Genomic DNA, 19,690 nt, shown 5'->3' with positions numbered 1-19,690 from the left:
GCTGCAGATGAATACCTTTACTCGCCTCTCGCTGGCCATGGGCCTTGCCCTGCTGCCCCACCTGGTGCTGGCAGACAACGCCGCGCCGATCAAACCCAAGGTCATGCTGATCACCATGTTCGCCCCCGAGGCGCAAACCTGGATCGACCGCCTGGAACTCAAGCAGCAAGTGCGCGTGCCGGGCCTGTCCGCCGAATACCCGGTGATTCGCTGCAACACCCAGGACGTATGCCTGCTGGTCACTGGCATGGGCCAGACCAACGCCGCCGCCTCGACCCTGGCCCTGGCCTTGTCGCCCAAGTTCGACCTGCGCCAGAGTTATTTCCTGATCGCCGGGATTGCCGGTATCAGCCCCAAGCACGGCACCATCGGTACCGCCGCCTGGGCGCATTACCTGGTGGAATTCGGTACCCAGTGGGAGTTGGATTCACGGGATGCACCCAAGGAGTGGCCGACCGGTTATATCGGCATCAACACCAAAGGCCCCAACGAAAAACCGCCGCTGGACTATAAGACTGAAGTGTTCGAGCTCAATCCCAAGCTGCAAGCCAAGGCATTCGCCTTGTCGCACAAGGTGGAGCTGACGGAAAGCAAGGAATCCGCCGCCTGGCGCAAACACTACCCCGCCGCGCCGGCCAATCAGCCGCCGCAAGTCACCCGCTGCGACACCCTGGCGGGCAACACCTGGTTCTCCGGTACCCGCCTGAGCGAGCGCGCCGAGGTGTGGACCAAACTGCTCACGGACAACAAGGGCGAATACTGCACCACCCAGCAGGAAGACAACTCCACTTACGAAGCGCTGCTGCGCGCCAGCCGTGAAGGCTTGGTGGATATCCAGCGCCTGGCCGTGGTGCGTGCAGGCTCCGACTTCGACCGCCCATATCCGGGCTACAGCGAAGTGGACAATCTGCTCAAGTACGCCGATCAAGGCGGTTTCGTACCGGCATTGGAGAACCTGTACCGCACGGGAAATCCGCTGGTACAGGCGATCCTGAACAACTGGTCAGCCTGGAAAAACGGCGTTCCCGAGGCCTGATGCAAATCAAAATGTGGGAGGGGGCTTGCTCCCGATGGCGGAGTGTCAGTCACTGCATCTGTGCCTGAAACACCGCAATCGGGAGCAAGCCCCCTCCCACATTGGACGGTTCAGTTCGCGTTGGCAGCCGCTTTGGCACATTCGCAGCCCGTCGCCGCAGCGCAGGGTTCACCGTGCGCATGATGCTCGGCGCAGCCCTGGCAGCAATAGCCCTTCCCGTCCTTCATGACCGCGTCGATGCCCAGTACGCATTTGCAGTGTGGGCAAGCACAGGTTTGATCCGGCATGGTCAGACTCCTTCTTCATGGTCGTCGCGGTGCAGCGAACGCCACACCTGAAACAGTGACCCGAGGCGCGGCGCCAAGGTTCAGCGCCGTCAGTCGGCCTGGCGCGTATTGCTGCGATACATGAACACCAGCGCCAGCGCCAGGCACAGCATCGCGACGATCCGGCTGCCGGACAGTTCGATCGCCGGGTTGCCCAGCCAGCCGAAATTGTCGATCAGCATGCCCATACCCAATTGCCCCACGATCACTGCCACCGTGGCGACCGCCGTACCGACCACCGGCACCGCGCCGACCATTACCATCATGTACACCACGCCGAACAAGGCGCCGGTCAGCTGCCACTTCGGCACGTCCAACAAACTGACAGCCTGGGCGGGCTCGAAGAAAAATATCAACAGTGCGGTGGTTAGCGCACCGACCGCAAAGGTCAGCAGACTGCTGCGCAATACCCCAACGGTCTGCCCCAGGCGACCGTTGATGGCCGCCTGCACGCTCAATACCGCACCTGCGGCAACCACCACGGCCAACAATACAAACAGATTCATCGCCTTACCCTCGTGCAATCAGAACAAGTGCCGCCACAATCAACGCCAGGGCTATCCAGCGCTCCACATTGACCCGCTTGCGCGCCGTGCCGAACCAGCCGAAATGGTCGATCAGTACACTCTTGCCCACCTGCCCGGACAGGATCGCAATCATCGTCATTGCCACCCCGATATGGGGCGTGGCCAGGGTCAGCACCACCACGTACATCGGTCCCAGGAAACCACCGATCAACTGCCAGCGCGGCAGTTGCGTGAAGGCCGGGCCCTTTTGCGGGCCGCTGAACAGCAACAGCAAGAACAGGATCGCCGAGCCGACGCCAAAGATGCTCAACGTCGCCCATAAATGCCCGACCTGCACACCCAATGGCCCCAGCAAACCGGCCTCGACCGACAGCCCCATGCCCGCGAGGATGACCAACGGCAACAACAGCAGCCGGAGAACGTTTCGCTTCGGCCGGGACTGCGCCGTACCCTCGATAGAATGTGCCTGCATACATCACCTGCGCTTGAAGTAAAAAACAGGCGTGCATTATCCAGTGGCCTGGCTGTGCGATAAATGGCAGCATGCAGACAACACCTTTGCGCAGAACGCACAGCCTGGAGTCATGATGCAGGGTTTGAATGAACTGAGTTTCAAGGCGCTGCGCCTGTTCGTCGCCGTGCTGGACCACGGCAGTTTTTCTGAAGTGGCACGCCGCGAAGGCCTTGCGCCCTCGTCCATTTCCCGGCAGATCCAACTGATGGAACACGCCCTCGGCCAGCAGTTGCTGTACCGCCACACCCGTGCCGTGAGCCCGACCGAAGCCGGACGCCTGCTCGGGCGACACGCACGGCTGATGCTGGAGCAGTTGGAAACCGCGAGCCAGGCCCTGCAGGAACAAGACAGCGAACCCAGCGGACTGGTGCGCATCAATGCGCCCATGGTGTTCGGCCAGCGTCACCTTGCGCCATGGCTGGGGGAGCTGTGCCGCCGCTATCCGAAGCTGCAACTGGACATCCAGCAGACCGATACCTTCGTCGACCCGCTGCAGGACGGTACTGACCTGCTGTTTCGTATTGGCGTGCTCAATGATTCCAGCATGCAGGCGCGGATCTTCGCGCCGCAACGCTTTCGCCTTGCCGCCAGCCCCGCCTACCTGGCGCAGCACGGCACGCCGCGCCATCCCGATGAACTGGTCAACCACCAGTGCCTGGCCTACAAGGGCATAAAAGGCCAGGAGCGCTGGTTCTTCCGCCGCGACCACGGCGACTGGAGCGCCTACAGCGTCAAGGGCCCGATCACCGGCAACCACGCTGACACCCTGACCCACGCCGCCGAGCAGGGTCTGGGGCTGGTGGTGTTTCCCTCCTGGCTGATCGGTGAAGGCCTGCGCGCCGGCACCTTGCAAGCGGTGCTGACCGAATACGAAGTGGCGACCACCCTGGAGCCCCAGCAGATCGCGGCGTTGTGGCCGGGTAGCCGCAGGCTGTCGCTGAAGGTGCGCACGGTGATCGATTATTTTGTGGAATGTTTTGGGACGGTGCCGTATTGGGATCGGTGAGTCAGAACAGCCACTGCCCGATCAACCACGCATTCGCCCCACTGATCACCGCAAACAAAAACCACGCCAGCAACCGCGTCGGCAGCCGGTTGACAAACGGGCCCATCAGTTGTTTGTCGCCGGTCATGCGGATCAGCGGGTATAACGCGAAGGGCAACTGCAGGCTCAGCACCACCTGGCTGAGAATCAGCAGCTTGCCGATGGCGTCGTCGCCCATCAGCCACACGCCGAGGAACGCCGGGATCAGCGCCAGTCCACGGGTGATCAGGCGGCGCTGCCAGCAGGGGATGCGCAGGTTCAGGTAACCCTCCATGATCACCTGCCCGGCAATCGTACCGGTGAAGGTCGAACTCTGGCCCGATGCCAGCAAGGCGATGCCGAACAGGATGCTGGCGAACGCACCGCCCACCAGCGGGTCGAGCAGATGATAGGCGTCCTGAATCTCCACCACGTCGGTATGGCCGGTTTTGTAGAACGCTGCGGCGGCCAGCACCAGGATCGCCGCATTGACCAACAGGGCCAAGGCCAGGGAGCCAATGGTGTCGATACGTGCAAGCTTGACTGCATCCTGTTTGCTGGCCAGGTCCTTGCCGATCAGGCGCGTCTGCACAATCGAGGAGTGCAGGTAGAGGTTATGCGGCATCACGGTCGCACCGAGGATGCCGATGGCCAGGTACAGCGGCGCGGCATCGCTGATGGCCGACAGCGAGGGCGTGAAGCCACTGAGCACGTCCGGCCAGTAGGGTTTGATCAGCACCAGTTCAATGAAGAAACACACACCGATGGTCGCGACCAACGCCAGCATGATCGCTTCCAGCCGGCGGAAACCGCGGTTCTGCAGGGCCAGGATCAACAGCGTGTCGAAGGCGGTGATGACGATCCCGGTGGTCAGCGATACACCCAGCAGCAGGTGAAACGCCAGGGCGCAGCCGAGCACTTCGGCGAGGTCGGTGGCGATGATGGAAATTTCCGCCAACACCCATTGGGTGCGCGCGGAGCGCTTGCTGTAGCGCTCGCGGCACAGTTGCGCCAGGTCTTTACCAGTGGCGATACCCAGCCGCGAGCACAGGCACTGCACCGCCATCCCCGCCAGGCTGGCCAGCAGCACCACGAATAACAGGCTATAGCCGTAGCGCGACCCGGCTTCGATGGCGGTCGCCCAGTTGCCGGGGTCCATGTAGCCGATGGAAATCAACAGGCCGGGGCCGGCGAACATCAGCGCACGCTTGAAGAACGACGCCTTGGGATCAACGACAACGGAGCCGGCCACTTCCGGCGGGCAGAACGGGGCGGTAGCAATTTTCGGCAGGCTGAATTTCACGCGGGATCCCAGGCAAACACACAAGTCAGGGCGCCAGCTTAGCAGTCCGACGCAACGGTGCGCATCACCGTCTCCCGGGGCAGGTCAAATGCCTCAACCACCTGCACCACCAGATCCAGCTCCTGGTTCAGCGCCTCACGTTCCAGGCGCTGGCGAATCACGCCGATCACCAACACCGCCAACGTGGTGATCGAATACGCCGGGCCGGAAAACGCCCGTACGCCGCTGACCAGCAACATCGCGGCCGCCAACGCCTGGCCCACCACCGGAATCGCCGTGGCGGCACCGCGCCGCAGCATAAACCCGGTGAGCCCCGCCAATGCCGTGCCGCTCAAGGCGGTGGTGGCCGTACGGCCCATGTCGAGACGCTTGAACACACCCTGCTCTTTTTGCATCGCGGCCTTGAGTTCGGCGTCGAACGCCTGTCGGTCGGCACCGCTGAGGTTGTCCTGGTACTGCTTGAGGAGTTTTTCCGCGACCTGCGCTTCGATATCCGCCAGGGCCACGCTGGCCATTGTATCGTCGAACTTGATGCCCAAGCGTTGCGCCACCGCTTCGGCGATCTGGCGATAAGCCACGCCGTGACCACGGGCCAGGTTCATGAAACTGTCGCCGCCCATGCGCTGCAACTCGATGGCGAGCTTGCGTGGTTCGCGTACGCTGGCATCAATCGAGGCACTGCGCTTTTGCGCCATCAGCTCGGCGAGAAACTTCAGCTCTTCAGGCCGCGCCTGCATCAGCATCGGAAACAGATCGACATCTTCTTCGGCAAAGCGCGCTTCATTGCTGCGCAGGTCGGCGCGGATCAGGCCACGGCGCTCCTGCAGCAGGTCGGTGTACTGCACCACCGTGCGCAACTGCGGCCAGTAGGCGGCATGGTCGAAGCTGGCCAGATGCACGTTGGTGACCTTGGCCTTGAGCGCCGGCGTCACCGCAATCGCATAGCGGCCGATGCAACGCTCGGTATCCGGCTTCATCGCCAGTGCCCAGTCCTTGCTCGAGTAGCAATTGATCAGCCGCCCCTTGAGCGGTGCCGACACCGCTTCCCAAGGGCTCGACGTACAGATTGCCCCGCCCATCAGCAGCACGTTATTCAATGGCAGTTCATGGGCGGTTTCAGGGTTGGCGAGCACGCTCTTGACCAGGATCCGGGCGCCGAGGGAGTGGCCGATCAGATTGATCTGCCGCACCTGGAGCGATTCGGCGTGCAGGTAGCTCGCCAGCTCAGGCAGCAAGGTCCTGGCCACTTCATCGACCCGCGCCTCGACACTTTTGTAATGGTCGAGAAAATACGCGATCGCCTTGCCCACACCCACGGTCGCCGCGCCCAGGCCACCGCCGCCGAGCATCGAGGCGATTACCTCCTTGAACGGGGCAAACAGGTTTTCCAGGAAGTGCCCCGCCGGCCAGAACAACATCAGGTTGGTCGAGCCTTCAATGCCGGCCAGTTGTTCCTTGAAGCCGGCCAACTGCTGCTGGCTGAAAAACGCCGAATAACCGTGCACATAGAGATTGAGCACGTCCCCCTGAGGCTCGCCACACAGGACGAACGTAGGCTTGCGGGTGCGGTGCATTTCATCCCACTGCTGTTGCATGGGCCGGTGACTCCTGGTGACAAGGGGCGGCCATGGTAACAAAGAGCCAATCAAGCCGAGATGAAAACCACAGGCATCGCGACGCCGGACTGGTTCAGCGCGCGAAGTTGTCGATTTTTACCTGGCCATCGGGAAACGTCGCGATAATTTCCAGCTCTCCCCCCATCGCACGTATGTAGTCGCGCAATGTGCTGATGTACATATCGGTGCGACGCTCCATTTTCGAGACCGCCGCCTGATTGATATTCAACGCCTTGGCCAGGCTTTCCTGGCTCAGTTGCTGCGCCTTGCGCAGCTCATGCAGGGGCATCTCTCTCAGATGCTGTTGAAAAAGCTGCTCGGCATCGGCACGCGACTCGGGAGTCATGCGCGCCTTGAGATCAGCGAATTTTTTAGCCATGGGTACGGCCCTCTTTGCGCAATGTTTTCAAATGGATGTCATACAGCTTTCTGCCATGAGTCTATGCACGTGCTCAATTTTTAAAACTACGCAACATTCCCTTAAAGGAATATAAACTCAAGGGCATGACTTTAGGCTTAGGGGGACGAGTCTGCCAGCCGAGCATTGGGAGAAAATGTTTGTAGATTCTTCAGCTTCCACGAAAAGCAAACATCCGTAGCCGCCGAAATCCGCCAGATAACAGCCACATTCATTGACCTCTGCATCAAAAATACAAGTTTCAAAATGTGAAAACACGCTCTAATAGGGCCCTTTCCCTCGCCCTTGAAAGCGTCAGCATCTGATTCAAGCAAACAATGGAGTTCGCAATGCCCCATGAAGGCAACCTGTTACAAGCAGCCGTGGTGTTCCTGTTCGCCGCCGTGCTGGCCGTGCCGTTGGCCAAGCGTCTGCAACTGGGCGCGGTGCTGGGCTATCTGTTCGCCGGGGTGATCATCGGCCCCTCGGTGCTGGGCCTGATCGGCAACCCGCAAAGCGTGGCGCAGTTCTCTGAACTGGGCGTGGTGCTGTTGCTGTTTATCATCGGCCTGGAGCTTTCGCCCAAACGGTTATGGGTGATGCGCAAGGCGGTATTCGGTGTCGGCCTGGCCCAGGTGCTGCTGACCGGGCTGGTGATGGGCGTGGTAGCGCTGTGGCTGTTTGACCAGTCATGGAACAGCGCGATTGTGCTGGGCCTGGGCCTGGCGCTGTCCTCCACCGCGTTTGGCCTGCAAAGCCTGGCCGAGCGCAAGGAACTCAACCAACCCCATGGGCGCCTGGCCTTCGCGATCCTGTTGTTCCAGGACATTGCAGCGATCCCGTTGATTGCCATGGTGCCGCTGCTGGCCGGCAGCGATCATCCGACCAGCGAAGCCCAGGGCGTGCAACACGTCTTGCAAATCCTCGGCAGCATTGCCGTGGTGATCATCGGCGGGCGCTACCTGCTGCGACCGGTGTTTCGTATCGTCGCCAAGACCGGCCTGCGTGAAGTCTCCACCGCCACCGCGCTGCTGGTGGTGATCGGTACCGCCTGGCTGATGGAACTGGTGGGCGTGTCCATGGCCCTCGGCGCGTTCCTCGCCGGGCTGCTGCTGGCGGACTCGGAATACCGCCACGAACTGGAATCCCAGATCGAACCGTTCAAGGGCCTGCTGCTGGGGCTGTTTTTTATCAGCGTGGGCATGGGCGCCAACCTCAGCCTGCTGCTCAGCACACCGCTGGTGGTGATCGGACTGACCTTGCTGTTGATCGGTTTGAAACTGCCGCTGCTGTACGCCGTAGGGCGCATGGTGGGCGAGCTCAATCGCGAAAGCGCTCTGCGCCTGGGCGTGGTGTTGGCGGCGGGAGGTGAGTTCGCCTTCGTGGTGTTCAAGATCGGCCGCGACCAGGGCCTGTTCGAACCGCACCTTTACGATGTGCTGGTGTTGACCATCACCCTGTCCATGGCCGTGACCCCGCTGCTGCTGTTGGTGTGCCCGAAGCTGTTCAAGTCCAAGGCCAAGCCGGTGGACGTGCCCGAGGAGTACCGCGCCATTGAAGGCGACGCGCCGCGCGTGGTGATTGCCGGCATGGGCCGGATGGGCCAGATCGTCGCGCGAATCCTGCGCGCACAGAACATCTCGTTCATCGCCCTCGACACCTCGGTGGAAACCATCGAACTGACCCGCAGTTTTGGCGGTATGCCGGTGTTCTACGGTGACCCGCAACGCCCGGAAATCCTCCATGCGGCCAAGGTCGACCAGGCGGAATTCTTTGTGATCGCCATGGATGATCCTGAGATCAACATCAAGACCGCCGAACTGGTGCGCAACCTCTACCCGCACATGAAGATCATCGCCCGCGCGCGTAACCGCCAGCACGTCCACCGCCTGGTAGACCTGGACGCCTCACCGGTGCGTGAAACCTTTTACTCAAGCCTGGAGATGAGCCGCCGCACCCTGGTCGGCCTTGGTCTGAGCCAGGCCCAGGCCGATGCACGCATCGACCGCTTCAGGGCCCACGACCAGCAAGTCCTCGCCGCCCAGCATGCGGTGTACGACGATGCGGCCAAAGTCATGCAGACCGCCCAGGAAGCCCGTGCAGAACTGGCGCGCTTGTTTGAGATGGACCGGCTTCAGGAAGAGTCCGACAAGGTGTGAGGCTGCAGATGAACGATATTGCGAATTTTCTGACAGAATACGCCGCAATTTCGTTCATCTCTGGAGCGCTTCATGGCCACCTTCACCAAGACTGCAGTGCTGCTGGCCCTCGCGCTTACCGCCAGCAGCGTGTTCGCCGCCGCCAAACCGGCCACGCAAACCCTTTCCACCCTGGGCGGCAAGTTCACCTTCAGCCTGCCCAAGGCCTACACCGCCGACGCCCTGCCTTCGGGCAAAGCTGACGACGGCACCGCCGATACCCAAGGCACCCTGTACGCCAATGCGAACACGAAAAGCGTGGTGATCGTCGCCGAAACCGTACGTAACGATGGGGTGTCAATCCAGGATAACGACGCCAAATTTCTCGATGGTGCCGTGAGCGATTTCGTCAAGAACCAGAGCGCCGCCCTGCCCGACTTCAAGAAACTCGGCGAAAAAAAACTGACGTTCAAGGGCCTTGGCCTGCGCCAGGTCGACAGCACGGCTACCCAAGGCGGCGGCAAGACCCTGAACTCCACGTTCCTGGCTGGCTCCGGCAATCACCTGCTGGTGATCCAGGCGATTTCACGGGCGGACGATGTGAAGGGGCATGCGGCGCTGGTGAAGCAGATTACTGGCGGTAAATAACACAAAACCCATGTGGGAGGGGGCTTGCTCCCGATAGCGGTGAATCAGTCGATACATCTGTGACTGAAATACCGCCATCGGGAGCAAGCCCCCTCCCACATTTGTCCACCGTGTTTATTTGAGGCTCTTCTCCAGCCAAGCCTTCAGGTCCTGGATTTCCGCCTCGCTGATTGTATGGTTCATCCCCGGATACCCATGAAACTGCGGCTTCAAGCCAATCCCTTCCAGCACCTCGTTGGCCCGCGTTCCCGAGGCATAAGGCAGCGCCTGGTCCAAGGTGCCATGGCCGATAAAGATCGCCAGCTTGTCCAACGCTTCATTCGGCTTGAGCTCGGCCTTGAGCACCGGCAACACGCTGCCGCTCAGGGCCGCTATACCACGCACCAGCTCGGGCCTGCGCAAGCCCACCTCATAGGACATGATCGCGCCCTGGCTGAACCCTACCAGGAACACCCGGTCAGGCTCGGTGTGGTACTTGGCGGTGGCTTTGCCGATAAAGTCTTCGAGCAGCCTGGCGCTGCTTTGCAGGTCGGCCGTCACCCCATCGTAATCACCGTCGCCGGGGGTCTTGGTAAACCAGCGATAGCCATGCGGCTCCACCGGCATCGGCGCGCGCACCGACAGGTAGGTCCAGGTGGAAGGCAGCGCATCCTTGATACCGAACAGGTCTTGCTCGTTGCTGCCAAAGCCATGCAGGAAAATCACCAGCGGTTGGTTGCGTGCATCGCCCTGGGTTTGCTCCAGGTACGACAACGGCAGGTCGGTATGCAGGTCGGAATCCGCGTGGGCGACACCGGCCAGCAAGGTCAGCGCTAGAGCGAGCAGTTTGAGCATGGGGTCTATCCCTCAGGGTTTGCGCAACAAATAGGTGTCCATGATCCAGCCATTGGCGAGTCGCGCGGCCTTGCGCACCCGTTGGATTTCGTCCGCGACCTCACCGACTTTGCCACTGATCAGCATTTCGTCCGGCGTGCCCAGGTAGGCGCCCCAATAGATATCCAGGTCCTGATCCGCCACGCTGCGGTAGGAATCTTCGGCATCGAGCATCACCACCAGGGTGTCGGCATCACTCGCCTGCCCCGCCGCCAGGCGGCGCCCGGTGGTGATTTCAATGGACTTGCCGATACGGTTCAACGCCACCTTATGCTGGGCCGCCAGGGCCTGCACGCTGGTAATGCCGGGAATTACCTCGAACTCGAATGCGCAGCGCCCCTCGGCAAGGATCGCCTGCAAAATGCGGATGGTGCTGTCGTACAACGCCGGGTCACCCCAGGCCAGGAACGCCCCCACTTCGCCGTCGGCCATGTCCTCGTTGATCATGCGCTCGAAGGTTTGCTGCTTGTCGCGGTTGAGGTCGCGCACCGCGGTGGTGTAGTCGATATCACCGCGCACGCGCTCGGGGCAGTCGGCCTCGACGAAGCGGTAGCCGGGCCTGGTGATGTAGGTTTCGCAGATTTCACGGCGCAGGTCGATCAGCTTGTCCTTGCTCTGGCCCTTGTCCATCAGGAAAAACACGTCGGTGCGGTTCAGCGCCTTCACGGCCTGCATCGTGATGTAGTCAGGGTTGCCGGCGCCAATGCCGATGATCAGGATGCGTTTCATGGGTTGCTCTCATTGCGGGGCGTGGATTTTGCCATGATCGTGGGCTCAGGCATAAGTTTCCAGGCGCAGGCGCCAGACCGCGTTGAAGCGCAGCTCGGTGCGCGACAGTGGTTCTACGTCGATCCGGTAGAACATCGAGGCCGGGTACTGCATGACGTACAACAGCGCGGCACGGATCACAAAGGGGTGGGTCACCGCCAGCACATGCCCTGGCTGGTTTTCCAGGGCCTTCATCCACTGCCCGACCCGCGTGCACAGGTGCGCCACTGATTCGCCACCATGGGGCGCATGGGCGCTGTCGGTGAGCCAGGCATTCAGCTCAGCGCTGTCGAGCGCGCGCAGGGCCTGGCCTTTCCAGTGCCCAAGATCGACGTCGCGCAGAGCCGGTTCGATGCCCGGCTGTTCGCCGAACAAACCCGCCGTCTGCCGGGTTCGCGCCTCCGGCCCGCAGAGCAGGCGCGCCGTCTCGGGGTAACGGCCTGCCAACGACAGCGCCGCGCCCTGCCAGTCCATGACCAGCGATTCGTCATTGGCAAAGCGCGCCTGTTTTTGCGACGGCGTGGCCGCATGGCAGATCAGGGTCAAACGGGTAGCCTGCACGCGATTCATTCCGAAGGGATGAGGCTGCCAAGCCTGGCGCAGTCAGCGCGCCGATGCAACGCCTCAGGCCAATGCAGCCCCCGCAGGCGCCGCCACCGGGCTGGCGCTGGCCACGAAGTCGTCCTTGCGCAACAGCACCAAGGCAATCAACGACACCACTCCGGTCGCCACGTAAAAGTACCAGGGCGAGGTAATGTCGCCGGTCACCTTGATCAGCCAAGTGGAGATCAGCGGCGCGCTGCCGCCAAATACCGCCACCGGCACGTTGTACGCCACGGCGATGCCGGTGGAACGGATGCGTGTGGGCAGCAGTTCGCTCATCAGCGCATAGGTGGACGAAGCATAGAGGCCGAACAGAATCGCCACCGCCATCAACGGCGCAAAGAACGTTGCCGGCGTTGCGGTCGGGGCCATCTTGAACAGCCAGAACATCGCCAGGGTCGCCAGCGTGCCGACCACCATCAGGAACGGCTTGCGCCCGTATTTATCGGTGAATGCGCCACCGAACGGCATGACGAAGGCCGCCGAGAAACTGGCGACGAACACATAGAGCAAGGTGGTGCCGCTGTCGAACTTGAGAATCTTGGCCATGTAGGTCGAGGCGAAAGTCAGGACCAGGTAAAAGATCGAGCTGTGCAAGGTGATGATGAAGAACACCAGGGCGATGGCGCGCTTCCACTGCCAGACCTCGCGCAGGGGCGCACGGGAAGTTTGCCCGGCACGTTGCAAGGCCAGGAACTCAGGGCTGTCTTCAAGCTTGAGGCGGATGTACATGGAGATGAAGCCCAGGGGCGCGGCGATCAGGAACGGCACGCGCCAGGCCCATTCCTGCATGACCTCGGCGCCCAGCACCCAGGTCATGCCGTTGGCCACGGCGCCACCCAGCAGCAGGCCGAGCACCGCGGTGACCATCAGCCAGCAGGTGGCAAAGCCGCGTCGGCCAGGGCCGGCGTATTCGGAAATGAAGCTGGTCACGGTGCCGATCTCACCGCCCGCCGAGAAGCCTTGCACGCAGCGCACCAGGATCAACAGGATCGGGGCGACGATGCCGAGGGTGGCATAGGTCGGCAGCAGCCCCAGCATTACCGTGGAGCCGGTCATCATCACCAGCGCCATGATCAGGGTTTTACGCCGGCCGATCTTGTCCGCCAGCGGGCCGAAGAACAGCCCGCCCAACGGGCGGATGAAGAAGCTCAGGGCGAACGCGGCAAAACTGGCCAGCAGGCTGGTGGTGGGGTCGTCGGAAACGAAGAACGCCTGGCCGATATACACGGCAAGAAAGCCGTAGACGCCGTAGTCATACCACTCGATCAAGTGGCCGGAGGTGGCACCGAGAAACGCGCGGCGGCGTTTGCGGACGGTGTCTTGCGCGTGATTGCCCATCGGGGGGACTCCTTGTCTGTTGGTCGATCCGTGCTAAAGCGCGGCGATAGTCGCTGCTTTCAACCACTGCCGCAAGTCGGTCTTGAGGACTTTGCCGTAGCTGTTCTTGGGTAAATCGCTGCGCCACACATATTTTTTCGGTTTTTTGAACGAGGCCATGCGCGCCACAAACCATGCCGTGAGCTCACCTTCGTCGAGGGGCTCGCCGCTGCGCGTCACCACAAACGCCACCACCGACTCGCCCCATTGCGGGTCCGGCTCGCCCACCACGCACACTTCGAACACCTCGGGATGCTGGGCCAGCACCTCCTCGACTTCGCGCGGGTACACATTGCTGCCGCCGCTGATGATCACGTCCTTGGAGCGATCCGTGAGGGTCAGGTAGCCGGCGGGGTCGAGAAAGCCGATATCACCGGTGAGCAGCCAACCCTCGACCAGGGTGTCGCTGGTGGCCGGCGGATTGCGCCAATAGCCTTGCATCACCGTGGCGCCGCGCACCGCGATCTCACCGCGCTCGCCGGTCGGCAACGATCGGTGGCGGGCATCGAGAATGCGGATTTCCACGCAGGCTTGCGCGTAGCCTACGGACGCGGCCAGGGTCGCCCAGTCGGCGCGCTGGCGGTCGGCGATCAGCCCACGGGGCAACACGCTGATGGTCATCGGGCTCTCGCCCTGGCCGTAGATCTGCACCAGGCGGGGGCCGAACGTGTCGACGGCGTCGCGCAAGTCAGCCAGGTACATCGGGCCGCCGCCGTAGACGATGGTCTTGATGCCTTCGCCGTGATAGCCCTGTTGCCGTGCCTGCTCGACCATGCGCTTGACCATGGTCGGCGCGGCAAACAGTGAGACGCTGCCCAACTCTGCCGCCAGCCCGAACAACTCGGCGGCGTCAAAACCGTTGGACGCCGGCACCACATGCCGCGCGCCGCAGCGTACGTGAATAAAGTTGTAGAGCCCGGCGCCATGGGACATCGGCGCGGCGTACAGCGCGGCATCGGCGGCGCTGACCGGGTCGACGTCGGTGGCGTAGCACAACGACATGGCGATCAGGTTGCCATGGGACAGCATCACACCCTTGGAACGCCCGGTGGTGCCGGAGGTGTAGAACAGCCAGGCAAGGTCGTTGTCCTGGCGCGGTACCGGTTGCTCCAGGGTTGGCCAGCCCTGGTTCGGTGGCAGCACGTGACCGTCAAGTTCCGTGCAGCGCGCAGGCAAATCCCGCGATGAAAACACCCGGCCGCCATCGGTAAAGATCACACGTGCTTCGGCGTTATCCGCGATCCATGCCGCCTCGGTCGGGTGCAGCTTGGCATTGATCGGTACCGCCACCGCGCCCATCCACCAGATGGCGTAGAGCAACTCCAGGTAATCGCAGCTGTTTTTCATCAGCACCGCCACCGCGTCCCCTGGCTGCAAGCCGTGCTGGTCGACCAGGTGCGCGGCGCGCTGGCGCACATGGGCGGCGAAGGTGGCGTAGTCAGCCACTTGCCGGGCGCCGTCGAACAACGCCGGGCGTTGCGGGTCGCGACGCTGGGTGTCGTGCAACCAATTGGCAATGTTCATGGCTCAGTACCGGCGCGCGTGCAGGACCGAAGCATAGTTGGCCACCGCCATGCCGCCCATGTTGAACACCAGGCCGAACTCCGCGTTGGGCACCGCCAGGCCAATCGGCTCGCCGGTCAATTGCCGGAATGCCAGGGCATGCATCGAAACACCGGTCGCGCCGACGGGATGGCCCTTGGCCTTGAGCCCACCGGAAAGGTTCACCGGCAAGCGCCCGCCGGCACGCACCACGCCGCTGTCGAGCACACGGTGCCCCTCGCCCTTGGGCGCCAGGCCCATGGCTTCGTAGATCAGCAGTTCGGCGATGGTGAAGCAATCATGCACCTCGGCGAAGCTCAGGTCGGCCAGGGTCACATTCGCCCCGCGCAGCGCCGAATGAATCGCCCGCTGCGGGCCTTCGAATGCCAGGATGTCGCGCTGGGCGATGGGCAATGTGTCATTGACCTGGGTCATCGCGCGAATCTGCACATCACGGCGAAACGCCCGCGCACGCTTGGGCGACGCCAGCACAATCGCCGCAGCGCCATCGCTGATCAGCGAGCAATCGGTGAGGCGCAGCGACTCGGCCACGAACGGGTTGCTTTGGGACACGTTATTGCAGTGCTCGAAATTCATCTCGCGGTGCATCTGCGCCAACGGGTTGGCCATGGCATTGGAGTGGTTCTTGGTGGCAATCGCCGCCATCGAGCCCAGCGGGCAATGGTAGCGCTCGGCGTATTGGCGAGCGGCGCGGCCGAACAACTGCGGGAAACTCAGCCCGGCTTCGGCCGCGTCGTTCTGGTAACCGGCGCCGGCCAGCGCCTGGGTAACGGCGGCCGTGGAGGTATGGGTCATTTTCTCGGCCCCCACCACCAGCACCAATTCGGCGCTGCCGGAGAGAATCGCATTGACGCCGGCCTGGATCGCCGCCGAACCAGATGCACAGGCGTTCTCACAGCGGGTGGCCGGCTTGAAGCGCAGCCCAGGGTCGGCCTGCAGCAACAACGACGCGGCAAACCCATCCGGCACCAGCCCGGAATTGAAATGGCCGAGGAACAGCGCGTCGATTTGCGCCGCCTCAAGGGCGGCATCGCTCAAGGCCTCCCGCGTGACCTGAACAATCAGATCTTCCAGCGTGGTGCCTTCCAAGCGACCAAAACGCGAATGACCAGCGGCAACGATAGACACGCAATCAACAGGCATAATCAATTTCTTCTGTTCTTGAACCGGACTTTCCCTACAATGACCCACCTCTGGTCGCGGGCCAATTCGTGTAACTACTTACATGGATAAGTAGTCCGCCAGTCAGTTGAACAACGAGGCAGGATGCCCATGACCGTGATTACCCCGCCATTGCAGAACCTTGAACGCCTGGCGTTCAAGCTGTCCCCCGCGCCGCAGCTGGTCACCAGCAACCGCGTGATCATCGACTGCAACGACGCGTTCCTGAACCTGTTCGGCTACACCCACGCGACGTTGGTCAATCAATTGACCCTGCTGATTTACCCGTCCCAGGCCGACTACCACGCCATCGGCAAGCGCAGCCATGAGTGGTTGCTCGACAGCGACAGCGGTTTTTATTCCGACGAGCGCTTCATGCAGCATCGCAACGGCGAGGTGTTCTGGGCCAGGTCCCATGGCTACACGCTCACGCCCAGGGATCCGTTCAAGTTGATGATCTGGCACTTCGAGCGGCTGGACCGCACCCATCAGGGCACAGGAGACCTTACGCCGCGGGAGCGGGAGATTGCCATGCACATTGTCAACGGGCTCAAGTCCAAGGAAATCGCGCTGAGATTGGGGATTTCGCATCGGACGGTGGAGGTGCATCGGGCGCGGTTGATGAGGAAGTTGCAGGCCAAGACGGTGGTGGAGTTGGTGTCCAAGATCATCATGGTGGCTTGAGGTTGGCCGGGATTTTTTTGGAATTGACCGAGTACATATCCGTTATTTAGGTCATGGCGGCTGGCGGTTCCGCTCTTACAGCGGGTCACTTTGGAAAAGAGCCCCAAAGTAACCAAAGGGCTCTTGCCCCACCACTCGGCACCTCGCCTAGGCTCGGTGTGCCCGTAATCCGACAGTGATTTGGGGGGCCGCCACCACGCGCCATCCATGGCGCGGGGCGGCTAAACCGGCGTCCTGCCGGTTTACCCCCCAAATCACTGTCGAATTCCGGCCAGCGTGGTTTAACGGGGCGCTTAAGATCAAAAGCAAAATCAAAAGCAAAGCGAGGCGGCCTTAGAGCCGACCTGATTATTGAAGCGTGCGAGGTGTCGCTTCTACTTCCTCAGACGCTGACGAAGTCAGCAATCTTTTGATCTGGCTCTTGCTCTTGCTTTGGATCTTGATCTCAGTCGCCCCGTTAACCACGCTGGCCGAACGCAGGCTTGAATCCGTGGGTAACCCGGCAGGACGCCGGGTTAGCCGCCCTGCGCCATGGATGGCGCATGGCGGCGGCCCACGGATTCAAGCCTGCGTTCGGGCACACCGAGCCTAAGCGAGGTGCCGAGTGGTGGGGCGAGGACCTTTTGGTTACTTTTGGGTCCTTCTGTACGGACCGGACACATGGTGGACACATGTGCGGGGACATAGTTGACACATTATCAATCATAGTCCGGTTTGCTCACGTCGATCGTTCGTAGGAAGTGGTGGCAGAAGTAGACGTTAAAGCGCCCGTCACTTTCAGGGTTAGGCCGAACTGCGATGTGCTGCCCAACCAGCCCCTTGGCGATGCTGAAATAACGTTTTTGAAAGCGAAATCGGCTGTGATAAACCTTGGCCAGCACATCATCTGGCCCATATTCAAACTCCGATAGCTGCTGCGGATAAGCCCAGGGGCTCGCTCGATACCGGTCCATAGGCACCTTGTAGTCCAGTGCTTGGTGAGGGCGTTTTAAGTTATAGACCTCACGCCATTGATCAAACGCTGTTTGAGCATCCTTGATCGTGGAGAATTGACGCCCATCAAGCACCTCCGCTTTGAGTGAACGATGGAAACGCTCAATCTTTCCATTGGTTTGAGGGTGATAAGGACGACTGAAGCTGATCCTGATCCCCAGGCGAATCAACCAGATACTTAGTTCTGTGATTTCCCCAGGATTGCGTGGCGAGCCCCATGGCGGTCCATTGTCAACGTTGATGCGAGCCGGTAAACCAAAGCGCTGGAATACCTCGATCATCTTTTCCTTCACGGTGACTCCACGCTCGTTATCACAAGCTTGAATCGCCAAATTGAATCGTGAGTGATCGTCCAACAACGTCAGGGGATGGCATCGGCCTTCTTGCGTTGGGAAGTGCCCTTTGAAATCCATCTGCCAAAGATCGTTAGGTGCATCGTGTTCAAATCTCAGCTTTGCTTCTTGTTCCTTCTGAACAGGCTGAATCAACCCGTGTCGGTGCAGAACATTGGTGACAGTGCTAGGAGCAATCTGCTTTTTTAAGAGGCTGCTGATTGTGCGTCCGCCCCAAGCTGGATGTGCTTGCCTAAGCGCTATGACTTCCGCTTCCAGAGCTGGCGCGGTTAGCTTTGGGCTAGTTACAGGTTTTCGGGACTTCTCCTGCAGTCCAGACTGCCCCTGCACTTCATAGCGTTTCAACCACTTGTAGGCCGTTTGCGGGCTGATACCGAATCGTCGACACAACTCACGTTTATTGCTGCCGGGTTGCCGTGCTAAAGCAACGAACTCTTCTTTCAGGCTCATGGCGTCTCTCGTGGTCCAGGGCATGATGGCTTTCCGGCGAAGTGGGTTCGCCAAAAGTGTCCACCATGTCCCCGCACACCCGTCAACCATGTGTCCGGTCCGTACAGGTCCTTCCAAAAGTGACCCGCTGTAAGAGCGGAACCCTAAGTAGCCGTTACCGCAGCAACGGATATGTACTCAATCCAACCCAACTAGATCAAGCCACCTGACTTTCCCTCTTCAAACTCTCCATATCAATCACAAACCGGTACTTCACATCCCCCTTGAGCATCCGCTCATACGCCTCATTAATCCCCTGGATATCAATCATCTCAACATCCGAAACAATCCCATGCTCAGCGCAAAAATCCAGCATCTCCTGAGTCTCCTGAATCCCACCAATCAACGACCCCGCCAAACTGCGCCGCTTGAAAATCAGGTTGAATACCGCAGGCGACGGATGCGGACTGTCCGGCGCCCCCACCAGCGTCATCGTGCCATCACGCTTGAGCAGGTTGATAAACGCATCAAGGTCATGGGGCGCAGCCACCGTATTGAGGATAAAATCCAGGCTGTTGACCACCTTGGCCATCTCATCGGCATTCTTCGACACCACCACCTGATCAGCGCCCAAACGCAGCCCACCTTCACGCTTGTTCGGCGAAGTGGTGAACAACGTCACATGCGCCCCCATGGCGTGGGCAATCTTCACCGCCATATGCCCAAGCCCGCCAAGGCCGACCACTCCGACCTTCTTGCCTGGGCCGACCTTCCAGTGGTGCAGCGGCGAATAGGTGGTAATCCCGGCACACAGCAACGGCGCCACCGCCGCCAGGTTCGAATCATCGTGGGAGATGCGCAGCACGAATTGCTGCTTGACCACGATGTTGTCCGAATAACCGCCGTAGGTATTCTCGCCACCGAACAGCGGGCCGTTATAGGTGCCGGTAAAGCCGTTCTCGCAATACTGCTCCTCGCCCTCGGCACAGGATGCGCACTGCTGGCAGCTGTCGACCATACAACCGACACCCGCCAGGTCACCCACCTTGAATGTCTTCACATTCGCGCCGACCGCCGTCACACGGCCGACGATTTCATGGCCGGGCACCGACGGGTACAGGGTGTTGTTCCACTCGTTGCGGGCGGTGTGCAGGTCGGAATGGCATACCCCGCAATAAAGAATCTCGATCTGTACGTCATCCGCGCCGGGGGCGCGGCGCTCGAAGGTAAAGGGCTTGAGCGAATCCTTGGAGTCCCGAGCGGCATAGCTGTAAGTCTTGGCCATTTCGTTCACCTGTGTGATCTGACGGAAGAGTTCGGTGGACACGCCTGGCCGCTGAAACGTTCAACCGAG

General features: G+C 61.2%; 19 protein-coding genes. 5 read left to right on the top strand and 14 right to left on the bottom strand.

Annotated features, from left to right (window positions below):
* Window positions 1-7 precede the first annotated feature (7 nt).
* A complete protein-coding gene (locus C4J93_RS11925; protein WP_124403944.1) occupies window positions 8-1,036 on the top strand; it encodes a purine nucleoside permease in 1,029 nt (342 codons plus the stop codon).
* A 110-nt stretch (window positions 1,037-1,146) separates the two neighbouring features.
* Here the strand turns inward: C4J93_RS11925 and C4J93_RS11920 are convergent, their stop codons facing one another.
* The 3 genes from C4J93_RS11920 to C4J93_RS11910 form a co-directional block, all read right to left on the bottom strand.
* Window positions 1,147-1,323 carry a metallothionein gene (locus tag C4J93_RS11920; protein ID WP_124362520.1) on the bottom strand — a complete coding sequence of 59 codons (177 nt, stop codon included), beginning with the start codon at window positions 1,321-1,323 and terminating at the stop codon, window positions 1,147-1,149.
* A gap of 89 nt (window positions 1,324-1,412) precedes the next feature.
* Window positions 1,413-1,868 carry a DMT family transporter gene (locus C4J93_RS11915; protein WP_124429408.1) on the bottom strand — a complete coding sequence of 152 codons (456 nt, stop codon included), beginning with the start codon at window positions 1,866-1,868 and terminating at the stop codon, window positions 1,413-1,415.
* Window positions 1,869-1,872: 4 nt separating this feature from the next.
* A complete protein-coding gene (locus C4J93_RS11910) occupies window positions 1,873-2,361 on the bottom strand; it encodes a DMT family transporter (protein WP_124362518.1) in 489 nt (162 codons plus the stop codon).
* A gap of 115 nt (window positions 2,362-2,476) precedes the next feature.
* On the opposite strand from C4J93_RS11910, the gene C4J93_RS11905 reads away from it, so the two are divergent.
* Window positions 2,477-3,409: a LysR family transcriptional regulator gene (locus C4J93_RS11905; protein WP_124368957.1), complete on the top strand. Its 933-nt coding sequence runs from the start codon at window positions 2,477-2,479 to the stop codon at window positions 3,407-3,409.
* Between the two features lies 1 nt (window position 3,410).
* Here the strand turns inward: C4J93_RS11905 and C4J93_RS11900 are convergent, their stop codons facing one another.
* The 3 genes from C4J93_RS11900 to C4J93_RS11890 all read right to left on the bottom strand — a co-directional run bounded on the left by C4J93_RS11900 (window position 3,411) and on the right by C4J93_RS11890 (window position 6,725).
* On the bottom strand, window positions 3,411-4,730 hold the full coding sequence (locus C4J93_RS11900; RefSeq protein ID WP_124370452.1) for an Nramp family divalent metal transporter: 1,320 nt from the start codon (window positions 4,728-4,730) through the stop codon (window positions 3,411-3,413).
* A 38-nt stretch (window positions 4,731-4,768) separates the two neighbouring features.
* Window positions 4,769-6,325 carry a DUF726 domain-containing protein gene (locus tag C4J93_RS11895; RefSeq protein ID WP_124429407.1) on the bottom strand — a complete coding sequence of 519 codons (1,557 nt, stop codon included), beginning with the start codon at window positions 6,323-6,325 and terminating at the stop codon, window positions 4,769-4,771.
* A gap of 94 nt (window positions 6,326-6,419) precedes the next feature.
* Window positions 6,420-6,725, bottom strand: a complete 306-nt coding sequence (locus tag C4J93_RS11890) for an XRE family transcriptional regulator (protein ID WP_124362514.1) — start codon at window positions 6,723-6,725, stop codon at window positions 6,420-6,422.
* Window positions 6,726-7,093: 368 nt separating this feature from the next.
* On the opposite strand from C4J93_RS11890, the gene C4J93_RS11885 reads away from it, so the two are divergent.
* Together C4J93_RS11885 and C4J93_RS11880 are read left to right on the top strand one after the other, a co-directional pair.
* On the top strand, window positions 7,094-8,902 hold the full coding sequence (locus tag C4J93_RS11885; protein WP_124429406.1) for a monovalent cation:proton antiporter-2 (CPA2) family protein: 1,809 nt from the start codon (window positions 7,094-7,096) through the stop codon (window positions 8,900-8,902).
* Window positions 8,903-8,974: 72 nt separating this feature from the next.
* A complete protein-coding gene (locus C4J93_RS11880) occupies window positions 8,975-9,529 on the top strand; it encodes a hypothetical protein (RefSeq protein ID WP_124429405.1) in 555 nt (184 codons plus the stop codon).
* Window positions 9,530-9,643: 114 nt separating this feature from the next.
* On the opposite strand, the gene C4J93_RS11875 is transcribed toward C4J93_RS11880, so the two are convergent.
* The 6 genes from C4J93_RS11875 to C4J93_RS11850 all read right to left on the bottom strand — a co-directional run bounded on the left by C4J93_RS11875 (window position 9,644) and on the right by C4J93_RS11850 (window position 15,859).
* Window positions 9,644-10,363, bottom strand: a complete 720-nt coding sequence (locus C4J93_RS11875) for an alpha/beta hydrolase (protein ID WP_124429404.1) — start codon at window positions 10,361-10,363, stop codon at window positions 9,644-9,646.
* A gap of 12 nt (window positions 10,364-10,375) precedes the next feature.
* Window positions 10,376-11,131, bottom strand: coding sequence for a precorrin-6A synthase (deacetylating) (gene cobF / locus C4J93_RS11870; RefSeq protein ID WP_124429403.1), 756 nt, complete (start codon window positions 11,129-11,131; stop codon window positions 10,376-10,378).
* A 45-nt stretch (window positions 11,132-11,176) separates the two neighbouring features.
* Window positions 11,177-11,731 carry a histidine phosphatase family protein gene (locus tag C4J93_RS11865; RefSeq protein ID WP_124429402.1) on the bottom strand — a complete coding sequence of 185 codons (555 nt, stop codon included), beginning with the start codon at window positions 11,729-11,731 and terminating at the stop codon, window positions 11,177-11,179.
* Between the two features lie 63 nt (window positions 11,732-11,794).
* On the bottom strand, window positions 11,795-13,114 hold the full coding sequence (locus C4J93_RS11860) for an MFS transporter (protein WP_124429401.1): 1,320 nt from the start codon (window positions 13,112-13,114) through the stop codon (window positions 11,795-11,797).
* A gap of 33 nt (window positions 13,115-13,147) precedes the next feature.
* Window positions 13,148-14,677 (bottom strand): class I adenylate-forming enzyme family protein, encoded by a 1,530-nt coding sequence (locus C4J93_RS11855; RefSeq protein WP_124429400.1) that lies wholly within the window; start codon window positions 14,675-14,677, stop codon window positions 13,148-13,150.
* A 3-nt stretch (window positions 14,678-14,680) separates the two neighbouring features.
* Window positions 14,681-15,859, bottom strand: coding sequence for an acetyl-CoA acetyltransferase (locus C4J93_RS11850; protein ID WP_124429399.1), 1,179 nt, complete (start codon window positions 15,857-15,859; stop codon window positions 14,681-14,683).
* A 129-nt stretch (window positions 15,860-15,988) separates the two neighbouring features.
* Here C4J93_RS11850 and C4J93_RS11845 point away from each other — a divergent pair, with 129 nt between their 5' ends.
* On the top strand, window positions 15,989-16,561 hold the full coding sequence (locus C4J93_RS11845; protein WP_124403933.1) for a PAS and helix-turn-helix domain-containing protein: 573 nt from the start codon (window positions 15,989-15,991) through the stop codon (window positions 16,559-16,561).
* Between the two features lie 698 nt (window positions 16,562-17,259).
* Here C4J93_RS11845 and C4J93_RS11830 read toward each other — a convergent pair.
* The gene (locus C4J93_RS11830; RefSeq protein WP_124429397.1) at window positions 17,260-18,381 is read right to left on the bottom strand and encodes an IS481 family transposase; all 1,122 of its coding nucleotides are present in this window, start codon (window positions 18,379-18,381) and stop codon (window positions 17,260-17,262) included.
* A gap of 172 nt (window positions 18,382-18,553) precedes the next feature.
* On the bottom strand, window positions 18,554-19,621 hold the full coding sequence (locus C4J93_RS11825; RefSeq protein ID WP_124429396.1) for an NAD(P)-dependent alcohol dehydrogenase: 1,068 nt from the start codon (window positions 19,619-19,621) through the stop codon (window positions 18,554-18,556).
* Window positions 19,622-19,690 lie beyond the last annotated feature (69 nt).

Source organism: Pseudomonas sp. R2-37-08W, from assembly GCF_003851705.1.
Lineage (GTDB): Bacteria > Pseudomonadota > Gammaproteobacteria > Pseudomonadales > Pseudomonadaceae > Aquipseudomonas.
The sequence above is the reverse complement of the archived record's forward strand: the minus strand, read 5'-3'. Positions and strand labels throughout refer to the sequence as shown.